The 11790-nt window shown below is 52.5% G+C and carries 10 protein-coding genes; 8 read left to right on the forward strand and 2 right to left on the reverse strand.

Features of this window, described 5'->3' with window-relative positions; translation table 11 throughout:
- From AB7U36_RS09490 to AB7U36_RS09525, 8 genes are all read left to right on the forward strand, one after another.
- A partial coding sequence (locus AB7U36_RS09490) for a hypothetical protein (protein WP_428159541.1) occupies window positions 1–833 on the forward strand: 833 nt, incomplete at its 5' end.
- A 335-nt stretch (window positions 834–1168) separates the two neighbouring features.
- The gene (gene acnA, locus AB7U36_RS09495) at window positions 1169–3856 is read left to right on the forward strand and encodes an aconitate hydratase AcnA (RefSeq protein ID WP_428159542.1); all 2688 of its coding nucleotides are present in this window, start codon (window positions 1169–1171) and stop codon (window positions 3854–3856) included.
- A 307-nt stretch (window positions 3857–4163) separates the two neighbouring features.
- Entirely contained in the window at window positions 4164–5204 is a 1041-nt protein-coding gene (locus AB7U36_RS09500; RefSeq protein WP_428159543.1) for a FecCD family ABC transporter permease, read from the forward strand.
- Window position 5205: 1 nt separating this feature from the next.
- Window positions 5206–6030 carry an ABC transporter ATP-binding protein gene (locus tag AB7U36_RS09505; protein ID WP_428159544.1) on the forward strand — a complete coding sequence of 275 codons (825 nt, stop codon included), beginning with the start codon at window positions 5206–5208 and terminating at the stop codon, window positions 6028–6030.
- Window positions 6027–6896 carry a class I SAM-dependent methyltransferase gene (locus tag AB7U36_RS09510; protein WP_428159545.1) on the forward strand — a complete coding sequence of 290 codons (870 nt, stop codon included), beginning with the start codon at window positions 6027–6029 and terminating at the stop codon, window positions 6894–6896. The genes AB7U36_RS09505 and AB7U36_RS09510 overlap by 4 nt, the downstream gene beginning before the upstream one ends.
- Window positions 6893–8125 carry an ABC transporter substrate-binding protein gene (locus tag AB7U36_RS09515; protein ID WP_428159546.1) on the forward strand — a complete coding sequence of 411 codons (1233 nt, stop codon included), beginning with the start codon at window positions 6893–6895 and terminating at the stop codon, window positions 8123–8125. Before AB7U36_RS09510 ends, AB7U36_RS09515 begins: the two co-directional genes overlap by 4 nt.
- The gene (locus tag AB7U36_RS09520; RefSeq protein WP_428159547.1) at window positions 8122–8751 is read left to right on the forward strand and encodes a class I SAM-dependent methyltransferase; all 630 of its coding nucleotides are present in this window, start codon (window positions 8122–8124) and stop codon (window positions 8749–8751) included. Before AB7U36_RS09515 ends, AB7U36_RS09520 begins: the two co-directional genes overlap by 4 nt.
- A 29-nt stretch (window positions 8752–8780) precedes the next feature.
- Complete coding sequence (locus AB7U36_RS09525) at window positions 8781–10748, forward strand: TonB-dependent receptor (RefSeq protein ID WP_428159548.1); 1968 nt, start codon at window positions 8781–8783, stop codon at window positions 10746–10748.
- 128 nt (window positions 10749–10876) lie between these two features.
- On the opposite strand, the gene AB7U36_RS09530 is transcribed toward AB7U36_RS09525, so the two are convergent.
- Both AB7U36_RS09530 and AB7U36_RS09535 read right to left on the reverse strand, forming a co-directional pair.
- On the reverse strand, window positions 10877–11269 hold the full coding sequence (locus AB7U36_RS09530; RefSeq protein ID WP_035237841.1) for a secondary thiamine-phosphate synthase enzyme YjbQ: 393 nt from the start codon (window positions 11267–11269) through the stop codon (window positions 10877–10879).
- A gap of 29 nt (window positions 11270–11298) precedes the next feature.
- Window positions 11299–11790, reverse strand: a 492-nt coding sequence (locus tag AB7U36_RS09535; protein WP_428159549.1) for a transketolase-like TK C-terminal-containing protein, incomplete at its 5' end; no start/stop codon positions are given.

Below are 11790 nucleotides of genomic sequence, written 5' to 3' on the forward strand. Positions count from 1 at the left end.
AAACGGCCCGGGCCGGATTTGATTATGTTATCATTGCGGGCCTGATTGCCTGCCTGGCCTGGATGACCCGGATTTATCAAACCCAGGTTGAACCGGCCATCGGCACAGGCACGGCCCGGCGGCTGTCCTGGATCGGCGCTTTGACGCTGATCTTCGCAATCCTCTGCCTGTGGGTGAGCCAGGCCGGCCTGAAAAGCAATATTATTACGGCGCTGTCCACGGCGACCCTGGTGCTTTTGGCCTGTGTGAGTGGCCACTGGCTGGCCATATCACTGAAGCGCCCTTCTGAATTTATTCCCATTGGCATAGCCGTGGCCCTGTCCGACATATTCAGCGTCTTTTCAGGCCCCACCCGCAACTTTGCAGAAAATCTTTCCGACTATTACCGGGAAGGCATGACAGGCCCGGTGCCGTTGGTGGATTTTTTCCTGGTCAAAATGCCCATGCCCGGCACTGATTATTTTATGCCCGTATTCGGCATCACCGACTGGGTCGTGGTGGCCTTGCTCTCTGCAGGCGCCCTTCGGTTCAGCATGGACGACAATGTATTCAGCCTTGCCGGCTCAAAACAGGCGCAAAATAAATTCCGGGCATTTTTCCCCGTGGCCGGCATCGGCCTGACCATTTCCATTGTGGCGGCAAGATCCATGAACCTATACCTGCCGGCCCTGCCTTTTATTGTCATTGTTTTTCTAAGCACCATGGCGGCAAAATATCCCGCAGTCCGAAAACTTGGGACAGAGGAGATCCGAGCCATGATTTTTGTGAGTGTCCTGATAGGTGTGCTCACCGCCCTGTTTGCCTTCATGAAGAATGGCATCAGACCCGGTTGAATTTCCTTTCGAAATCCCCCAAGCCGGATTTGATCCTCTGAAATATATCATCCACATGATATCACGCGGTGTCCCCCAAATTTCTGATCCGGTCCTGCCCCTCCCTGAATGTTGCCCGTTACCAATAAAATAATTATTTATTGCAAACAATTTATGATATAAAAATACCGTAACCATTCTGGTATGTGATTCAGGAAAATAAACCTCTTAGGGGCCCGGAAAAATTAATTCTCCATTTTGTCTGCCTTTTTATCCGTATTCTTCATTGCGGCTCAGGGCAGTCCGAGTCTCTTAGGCTCACAACGTATTTTCACCTCTTACTAAAAGGAGTTTTTATGGATCAAAACAAATTTGGCAGTAAAGATCATTTGAAGCTATCCAGCACGTCAGCGCAGTTCTATAAACTTGAGAACCTGGAAAAACAAGGCATAGGACACATCAGCCGCCTGCCGTTTTCAATTAAGATATTATTGGAGCAGGCCCTGCGCAACCTGGACCACTTCCAGGTGAATGAGGATGATATCGTCGCTCTGGCAAATTGGCAGCCTAAACAAAAATCTGAAAAAGAGATCCCTTTTAAACCGACCCGGGTCATTCTGCAAGACTTAACAGGCGTTCCCGCTTTAGTTGATTTAGCTGCCTTACGAACATCCATGAGCCGGTTGGGGGGGAATCCTGCTGTTATCAACCCCCAAATACCAGCGGATCTGATTATTGATCACTCCATCCAAGTTGACTCCTTTGGCATGCCAAACTCCCTGCAGATCAATATGGAGAAGGAATTTGAACGCAACCGGGAAAGATATGAATTCCTGAAATGGGGACAAAAAAACTTTAAAAATATGAAGATATTCCCCCCCGGCGTGGGCATTGTCCATCAGGTGAACCTGGAGTCCCTGGCCAATGTCGTGCAAATGAGAGATAATATCTGTTTTTCCGATACTGTGGTCGGAACCGATTCCCACACGCCGATGGTGAACAGTTTAGGCGTGCTGGGATGGGGCGTTGGTGGAATTGAAGCTGAATCCGTCATGCTGGGACAACCCATTTATATGCAAATCCCCCAGGTTGTGGGATTCAAACTCACCGGAAAAATGAGTCCCGGAACCACAGCCACAGATTTGGTTTTCAGAATTGTACAAATCTTAAGAGACGTGGGGGTGGTGGAAAAATTTGTTGAGTTTTATGGTAACGGACTTTCAGGGCTTAGCCTGGCGGACCGGGCTACGATCTCCAACATGGCGCCCGAATATGGCGCTACCATAGGATTCTTCCCCACAGATACTGAGACGCTGCACTATTTAAAGAGCACAGGCAGAAGTCCTGACGTTGTTGAAAGGGTCGAGCATTACTGCAAAGCCCAAGGTATTTTCAGAACTGACGGAATGTCCGCGCCTGAGTTTTCAGATGAAATTGAGCTGGATCTCTCAACGGTTGAGCCTTCTCTGGCAGGCCCCAAACGTCCCCAGGACCGGATCGGATTATCGGACATGAAACATGCCTGGGCAAAATCCTTAACAGCGCCGGTCAGCCAACGGGGATATGAATTAAAAGAGAACGAGCTGTCTGCCCGGGCAGAAATCACTCTTCCCAAGGCAGAAAAGCCTTTTACCCTGGCACACGGCTCTGTCGTCCTTGCTGCCATTACCTCCTGTACCAATACCAGCAATCCATCTGTCATGATTGCGGCCGGATTACTTGCCAAGAAAGCGGTTGAAAAGGGGTTGAAAACAAAACCCTGGGTTAAAACATCGCTGGCACCGGGATCAAGGGTTGTCACGGATTACCTGCACCAGGCAAAACTTGACAGCTTTTTGGAACAACTTGGATTTTTTACGGTGGGATATGGCTGTACAAGCTGCATTGGAAATTCCGGACCCCTCCCGGAACCGATCAGCGAAGCTGTGATAAACAAAGACCTGGTCGTTGCCTCTGTTCTCTCCGGAAACCGGAATTTTGAAGGCAGGGTCAATCCGCTCACAAGAGCCAATTATCTGGCAAGCCCTCCCCTTGTTGTTGCGTATGCCCTGGCAGGAACCATCAATATCAATCTTCTGGAAGATCCCCTGGGAACAGACCCCAATGGGCACCCGGTCTGCCTGAAAGATATTTGGCCGGATCCAAACGAAATCACGGAGATCACTTCACTCATCACGCCGGAAATGTATCTGGAGCGGTATAGTAATTTTGAAACATTGTCTCCGCTTTGGAACGAAATTCCAACCCGGGGAGGTGAAGTTTATGCGTGGGATGAATCCTCAACCTATATCAGAAATCCGCCCTTTTTCACGAATATGAGCAAAGCGCTGACACCTATCCGTGATATCGTTGACGCAAAGGTGCTGGTTAAGGTCGGTGACTCGGTCACCACCGACCATATTTCACCTGCCGGAGCCATCGCAAAAAACAGCCCTGCCGCAGCGTATCTGCTTGGGCATGAAATCCAGCAGGCGGATTTCAATTCATATGGCTCCCGAAGGGGAAATGACCAGGTGATGGTCAGGGGAACCTTTGCCAACATCAGATTAAGGAACCAGCTTGCACCTGGCACAGAAGGCGGTATTACCACCTATCTTCCCTCCGGGGAACAGATGTCGATTTTCGACGCTTCCGAAAAATATATGGCTTCCGGAACACCTTTGATTGTTTTGGCCGGCAGGGAATACGGCACAGGATCTTCACGGGACTGGGCAGCCAAGGGGACTTACCTTTTGGGCGTCAAAGCGGTTATTGCCACCAGCTACGAGAGAATTCACAGATCCAATCTGCTGGGCATGGGCGTTTTACCCTTACAGTTTAAAGACGGCAATTCTCCGGATTCCCTGGAGCTGACCGGAAAAGAATCCTATTCCATCTTGGGACTGGGTGATGAAATTAAACCCGGCCAGGAGCTGACACTGAAAGTGGATGACCGGAAAATTGCTGTTATGCTTCGATTGGATACGCCTGTGGAAATTGAGTACTATCGAAATGGCGGGATTCTGCATACCGTGTTAAGAAACTTCATCAAAGACGTCGGTTGATTTTATTCACCACGAAGTTCACGAAGTTTCATACGCTAATATTTTCGTGAACTTCGTGTTCTTCGTGGTAAAAAAAAACAAGAATATACATGAATCCGTATCAGGCAAGATGTGATTGCCCGAATACCGGACAGAATCTTCTTGACACCCAGGCACCCTTTATACTAAAGGAGCATCTAACCAATGTCCAGAAGGGCATGCAAAACAAAAACAGTTATATACAATAAACATTAACGGCCACGAAGGCTTTGCAGGAACCTTTTTTTTGCAAATTCTTTGTAGCCGTTTTTTATTTGAATCGTATTTCATGAATTGCGAAAACACGGGAAAATTGCGTAAAGCTTTGCTTGGCCCCGGGATTCTGACCCTCGCACTGGCCGCCACAGGGCTGTGCTGCATCCAGGCAGGCACCTGCCAGGTGCCGTTTTCCATGGTGGTCAAAACCATTTTATCCCACCTGGTCCACTGGCCTGACCCGGCCACCATCCCGGCCCTGAACCACACCATTATCTGGGATATCCGGCTTCCCCGAACCCTTCTGGCCATGGCCGCGGGCGTGTGCCTGTCTGTTTCCGGCGTGATGTTCCAGGGCTGTTTCCGGAACCCGCTGGTGGAACCCTATGTGCTGGGCGCCTCTTCGGGTGCGGCCTTTGGCGCGGCCCTGGGTATTGTTTTTCCGGCATTTTTCCTCTCTGTTCAGATCATGGCCTTTATGTTTTCAGCCCTGGCCGTGACCATGGCGTACACCCTGGCCAGAACCGGGCCGGACACCCCGGTGGTCACCCTGGTCCTTTCCGGCATTATCACAGGCTCCGTGTTTGCCGCTCTGGTGGGCCTGCTGAAATACCTGGCCCAGGACACGGCCCTTCGGGAAATTGTGTTCTGGCTCATGGGCGGATTCTACTATGCCGGATGGCAGGAGGTAAGGATACTGTTTGCGGTGGCAGCCCTGGGGCTTGGCATCATCCAGATCTCGGGCTGGAAACTCAATGTCCTGTCCATGGGAGAGGAAGAGGCCAAAAGCCTTGGCATCAATCCGGGCACAACCCAGTTCATCCTCATCAGCCTTGCCACCCTGATGACGGCTGCCGCAGTCTCGGCCACAGGAATCATTGCCTGGGTGGGCCTGATGATTCCCCATGCGGCCCGGCTGATGACAGGCCCGGACCATCGCCGGGTGGTGCCGGTATCCGCCGTCCTGGGCGCCATCTACCTGATTGTCTGCGACACCCTGGCACGGACACTGACGACTGCTGAAATTCCCATCGGCATCATCACCTCCCTGGTGGGTGCCCCTTATCTGTTTTACCTGGTCAGAACCCGGGGGAGCCAGATCGTTGGAAGATAATATGCTCACGGTAAACGATCTCACATTTTCATACGGCAGACAGCGTGTACTCAAAAATATCAGTTTTCAAATCAGAAAAGGGGAATTATGCGCCCTGTTCGGTCCCAATGGCACGGGCAAAACCACCCTGTTCAAATGCTGTTTGAAATTTCTGGTCCCGGACAGCGGAACGGTGCGGATCAATGGAAAAGATATCCGCGGGCTCCCCCCCAGACAGATGGCCCGGCTGGTGGCCTATGTGCCCCAGGCCCACCATTGTGCCTTTCCCTTTACGGTCAGCCAGATGGTCCTCATGGGCCGGACCCCCCATTTGAACCGCTTTTTTACCCCGGGAGCCAAAGACCGCAAGCTGGCAGACCAGGCCATGCAGACCCTGGGCATCAGCCATCTTTCAGACACGGCCTACAACCGGCTTTCCGGGGGCCAGCAGCAGATGGTGCTCATTGCCAGGGCCATTGCTCAGCAGACCGGGCTGATTTTTCTGGATGAACCGGCCGCGGCCCTGGATTTTAAAAACCAGATCAATCTGTGGCAGACACTTCAGACCATAGCTGAACAGGGGACAGCCATCCTGGCCTGCACCCATGACCCCAACCATGTGTCCTGGTTCTGCCATTCCACGGTGGTTTTGGACAGGTCCGGACTTCTTGCCAAGGGCTCCCCCGGCCAGGTCATGACCCAGGAGATGATGGACCGCATCTATGGGGATGCCTGCCGGGTCTGGAATATAAACGGACTTAAAATCATGGTTCCCGGAACAATGGACACAGGAACAACGAATATTGTTGCATTCCCCGGGAACCGGAAAGGGATACATCATAAATGAAATATATGGAAATCGACTGGAACAAGGCCTGGGCTGAAGAGACCGAGTTGTGGAATCAATCCGCAGGCAAACCGTGCCAGGGATTCTGGGAAGATAAAAATTCTGCTGAAGTATTTGCCAAAAAGGATATCCGGCAGCATAAAAAGCGCCTGGAAAAAACCCTGTCCTTATTGGAACTGACCCCGGACATGCGGGTGCTGGACGTTGGGGCAGGCCCCGGGAACCTGGCCATTCCCATGGCAAAAAAAACGGCATGGGTCACTACGGTGGAACCCTCGCCCGGCATGAATGCGGTGCTGGATGACCAGATCGCGGAGAACCGGATCACCAACATCACCACCATCCGGGCCGCCTGGGAGGAGGTGGACATCACGCGTTTAACCCCGCCCTACGATCTTGTGGTGGCCTCCCTCTCCCTTGGCATGTCCGATCTTAAAGGCGCCATTGAAAAAATGAACCAGGTGTGCACAGGACAGGTGGCCCTGTTCTGGCACGCCGGAATCCCGGAGTGGGAGGATATGCCACGGGCATTGTGGCCGGACATCTTTGCAATGCCCTACCATGGCGGTCCCAAGTCAGATATCATTTTTCAGCTCCTGTACAGAATGGATATCTATCCCGACGTCAAGGTATTTTCCAACGATTTCTGCGAAATATTTGAATCCATGGATTCAGCCGTCGCCTTTTATGCCCGGCGCTTCCAAATCCTGTCACCGGAACACCAGCCCGTTGTGGAAGCTTATTTAAAGGAACACTGCAAAAAGGACGGCCGGGGACTGGTCCATGAATTCAACCATACGATCATGAAATTGTCCTGGCGGCCCGGTGATTTCGGTCGTTCCAGCACCCAGGGAGAAAAGAGATGAGATTTTCCATTAAAAATATATCAAAAAAGATTCCAGGTATTTTTCCTTATTTTACGGCCGTCCTGATCATGGTATCGCTATCATTGGTCAATCCGTCCTGGGCCGGGGGAAAAAATACCTTTACCATCATTGATTTTGAAGGCAGGCAGGTTGAGATTCCGGCACAGATCAATCGGGTGGTCACCATCAGTGACGGCATGATTGCAGGGGTCATGACCTGCCTGGGCCAGGCAGAAAAAATCGTGGGCATCGGATCACCCTGCCTGCCCAAGACCTGGGCGTATGATATTCCTTCCAGTACCGGTGCCGCCCATGAATACAGGGAAGGCATGAACCCGGTGTTTTTTCTCAACCCGTTTTTAGCTGGCCTGCCCCTGGTCAGCCAGTTTGGTTCAGGCATCAATTTTGAGGCCATTGCCAAACTGGCCCCGGACCTGATCATTGTCCGCACAGGGTCCTGTTCCCTGTGCGCCTCAAAGGATATCCTTGCCAAAAACATCCGGCTTCTGGCATCCCTGGGCGCGCCCCTGGTGGTGCTCCACGGCCCCAACACCTTTGACCGGCCGGATATTGGCAGTTTAAGCCGGGAAATCGAATTGTTAGGCGCGGTTTTCCAAAAACAGAACCGTGCAAAGGAGGTGGCGGATTTTCTCCTGGCATCGGTGAACGGCATTAAAGCCCGGACAGCAGATATCCCGCCGGACAAACAAAAACGGGTGCTGATGCTTGGGCTTTCCCCCACGGCCCGGGAAAACGGCGGGGCCGGACACGTCAAGGGGGAGAAAACCGTCCAGACCTATCTTCTCAACGAATTTGCCCATGCCAAAAACGCGTTTTCCGGCACAGGGGCCTGGAATATTCTCAATGCCGAACAGATCATTGGCCTGGATCCGGACCTCATTGTCCTGGTCACGGCCTGGGGATACCATCCGCCGGAAGAACTGTATGACGCCCCATACTACAAAAACCTGCGTCACCTGCGGGCCGTGGAAAACAAGGCGGTGACCGCACTTCCCTGGACCCCCTGTAATTGCGAAAAACGGCTGGAATACCCCATTGACGTCATGGTCATGGCCAGGGCCGCATATCCGGAACGTTTCACGGACATTGATCTTTGCGACTGGCTTCACCAGTTTTACATGACCGTTTACGGGGTAAACCGGGATACGGCCACCCGGCTTGTATCCTGCCAGTGGATGGACTGGGCCTGCCAGGGAGGGAACCAATGAGCGCATTATATGAACAGCGAAAACAATTTTTTAACCAGCGGGCCCAGGGCTGGCTGGACAATCACTACAAAAACCCGGACACAGACCGGCATGACCTGCATGCCGACCGGATCCGGACAATCGTCTCCTTTCTTGGCCTTGGCCCGGACAGCCGGGTTCTGGATACAGGTTGCGGCGCAGGTGTCCTGGTGCCCTATCTTCTTGGGCACCTCTCTTGTGCGGGCCGGCTGATAGAGATGGATTTTTCCGACCAGATGATCCGGGAGAACCAAAAACGTCACACCGATGAACGGATCAGTTTTATCTGCTGTGATGCCGAACAAATGGAATTTGAGGCACAAAGCCTGGATGCCGTGATCTGCTTTGCCGCCTTTCCCCATTTCAGCGATCCTGAACAGGTGCTGAAGCGGATGTCAAAAAGTCTGAAATCCGGAGGACGCCTGGTGATCGCCCACCTGATGTCATCGTCCCAGCTGGCTGAGCACCACCATTCCCATACACCGGTCTGCCAGGACCGGCTGCCGGAAAAACAGACCCTGTTCCAATGGATCACCGGCACCGGATTCGGCATTGAGACCTTTAAAGATGAACCCGGCCTTTACCTTCTGGCCGCAGTCAAAACTTGAACAGCTATTTCAAAAGGAGAGAGAGAATCATGACCCATCGTTATCCCCGTTATTTTCTGATTTGTGCCCTGTTGTTCTTCCTTGCCGCGCCCCCGCCCCTGTCCATGGCCGGTGAAGCCGATGATGACGCCGCAGGCGCCACCGTCCTTGAAGATATCACCATCACGGACCGGCCCATTATCCAGGGCAACCAGACTGACATTTACGGCAGCACAAAAACGGTGATCACCCAGGAACAGATCAATGACCTCAATGCCCAGGATCTTGAAACCGCCCTTAGAATGACACCCGGCGTGAGCATGTCCAGGTTCAATCCCATCGGCTCATTCGGCGGGGCTGACGGCGGCGGGGTATTTATCCGGGGCATGGGCTCCAGCCGTCCGGGCGCTGAAATCAAAACCATGGTGGACGGGGTGCCCATGTTCATGAGTGTATGGAACCATCCCCTGCTGGACCTGATGTCCATTGACTCTTCCCAGGCCATTGAGGTGTATAAAAGCCCCCAGCCCCAGTATTTCGGCAATGCAGTCGGGCTGATCAACATCGTTCCCAAACGGATAACCGAACCGGGATTTTTCACCTCTGCCGAAGCGGCTGTGGGCAGCTATGGCACCCACATTGCCAAAACCGAGCACGGGGGCAATATCAATGGCTGGGACTATTATCTTGGCGGGGGACTGAGGGAATCCAACGGGCACCGGGACCATGCCGACGGTGAACTGAAAAACATCTATGGCCGTATCGGGCGGCAGTTGTCCGACAACTGGGATTTAAGCATTTTCGCCATGGCCAATGACAACTGGGCCAATGATCCTGGGGTTGAGGGGGCTGATCCGTCCGAGCGCGAGGGCAAATATGAAACCCGGGCCTGGATGGGTACGGCCACCCTGTCCCATGAATACGAAAACGCCAAAGGTAAAATCAAACTGTACCAGAGCGCCGGAGAAGGCGACTGGCTGGACCAGTCCACAGACACCACCGGTGTTACCGAAGACCTGTTCAATGATTTTCTTTTCTACGGTGCCAAGGTCAAGGAAACCCTGACATTCGGCAACGGCATGTCGCTTCTGGCCGGTGCCGACTGGGATTACACCGAAGGGGATTATAATGAGGAGGACAGTAACGGCAATACAAATGCATGGGACGGGGAAAACTTTGACATCCTGTCTCCCTATGCGGCTCTCAGCTGGCAGATCAGCGCAGGTAACGGTATCACCGTCACTCCGTCCTTTGGTGCCAGATTCTATTCCCACAGCCAGTACTCGGATGAATTTGCTCCCCATGCCGGTCTAACCGCCTCCTTTGGCCGGTTTGAAGCCCATATGGGGTACTCCCGGGGTGTCGTTTATCCTGGACTTGAAGTCGTACTGATGTGCCAGGATCAATTCACCGCACTCGGAGATTCCTGGAAAGACTTAGATCCGGAAACCGTTGACCACTATGAAATCGGATTCTCCGTATCCCCCACCACCCAGACCCTTCTGGACCTCGTCCTGTTTTATGAGGACGGCAATGACCGGTATGTGATTATTCCAACGTACGGCAGCCCCCACTATGACAATGTGGAAGAATTTACCATCAAAGGGCTTGAAGCCACAGCCACCTGGCAGGCGGCCTCAAATTTTTCCCTGTTTGCCGGCGTCACCCTTCTTGACCCGGATCCAGAGGACCTGCCCTATGCACCTGAAGTTACCGTCAGCACCGGTTTAACCCTCCGGTTTCTTGAACGCTTCAAGCTCAACCTGAATGCCTCCTATATCTCATCCATGCATGTCAGCAAACAATCAAGAAAACTGGATGAAGAAAACACCACCACAGTGGATGATTTCTTCCTTGTAAACGGGAAACTCACCTATGACCTGGATCTTAAAGGTGCTGATTATGAAATCAAATTGTTCCTGGCCGGCGAAAACCTGACGGACCAGGATTACGAGTACCAGTCCGGCTATCCCATGCCGGGCATCAACGGCATGCTGGGTATCCAGTTTCAGATGTAATTCAGCCAGGTAGGGTGGGCAAAAGCAAAGCGTTGCCCACCATTGTTGGCGTCTTTAGTTTCATTGTTCGTTGTGGGTTATTGGAAGCCCTTGCTGCCCTCAAAGAGCAGTGTATTCAAAGGTTCCGGTTATGCGCCGATAATTGTCACGTTGATTTTTCGCGTTCTGGGCCCGTCAAATTCGCAGAAAAAAAGACTTTGCCAGGTTCCCAGAACCAAATTTTTATTCTCAAGGGCAACGGTTTCAGACGGCCCGAACAGGCTGACCTTTATGTGGGCCGCTGAATTGCCTTCCATGTGCTTGAAATTGTCATCAAAGGGGATCACCTTGTTGATGCAGGATAAAATATCCCCAGGCACTGCCGGATCTGCATTTTCATTAATGGTCACAGCCCCTGTGGTGTGCATGGAAAACACATGCACAAGTCCGTTGCTTATGCCGGACTGCCGGACAATGTCCCGGACCTGGCCGGTGATATCTATCATCTGGGTCCTGGCCCCGGTTTTAATTGAAAACTGCATCGGTTGACTCCCTTTGATTCTTGGTCAAATTACATTTCCAGGGCGGTTTTTACGATGTTGCCCACGGAAAAACCAAACTCTTTGAGTACCGTACCGCCGGGGGCTGATGCGCCGAACCGTTCAATGCTGATGCTCTTGCCCTGGCTGCCTGCATACTTTTCCCACCCCATGGAAATGCCGGCTTCGACGGTCAGCCGTTTGGTGACCGCGGCAGGGAAAATTCTTTCTTTATATGCCGCAGGTGCTTGTTCAAATAACTCCCAGGAGAGCAGGGAGACCACCGAGGCCTTGATATTATGCTCTTTTTCCAGCACCTCGGCCGCAGCCACGCTGATATGGACCTCCGAACCCGTGGCAATGATGAGCATATCAGGGGTCTTGCCCGCACTTTTTACGGTGTATCCGCCCCATATCATATCTCCGTCTGAATTGGACAGATCCAGGGTGGGCAGTTTCTGCCGGGAAAGGATCAGCGCCGTGGGGCTGTTCAGGGTGCCCAGGGCCTTTTTCCAGGCAAAGGC

This window comes from Desulfobacter sp. (assembly GCF_050177295.1).

What these genes read in the sequence shown, in the direction of transcription:
- AB7U36_RS09515 (WP_428159546.1), top strand. Translation starts at nt 6,893, where the DNA reads ATGAGATTTTCCATTAAAAATATATCAAAAAAGATTCCAGGTATTTTT.
- AB7U36_RS09530 (WP_035237841.1), bottom strand. Translation starts at nt 11,269, where the DNA reads ATGCAGTTTTCAATTAAAACCGGGGCCAGGACCCAGATGATAGATATC.
- AB7U36_RS09500 (WP_428159543.1), top strand. Translation starts at nt 4,164, where the DNA reads ATGAATTGCGAAAACACGGGAAAATTGCGTAAAGCTTTGCTTGGCCCC.
- acnA (WP_428159542.1), top strand. Translation starts at nt 1,169, where the DNA reads ATGGATCAAAACAAATTTGGCAGTAAAGATCATTTGAAGCTATCCAGC.
- AB7U36_RS09505 (WP_428159544.1), top strand. Translation starts at nt 5,206, where the DNA reads ATGCTCACGGTAAACGATCTCACATTTTCATACGGCAGACAGCGTGTA.
- AB7U36_RS09510 (WP_428159545.1), top strand. Translation starts at nt 6,027, where the DNA reads ATGAAATATATGGAAATCGACTGGAACAAGGCCTGGGCTGAAGAGACC.
- AB7U36_RS09525 (WP_428159548.1), top strand. Translation starts at nt 8,781, where the DNA reads ATGACCCATCGTTATCCCCGTTATTTTCTGATTTGTGCCCTGTTGTTC.
- AB7U36_RS09520 (WP_428159547.1), top strand. Translation starts at nt 8,122, where the DNA reads ATGAGCGCATTATATGAACAGCGAAAACAATTTTTTAACCAGCGGGCC.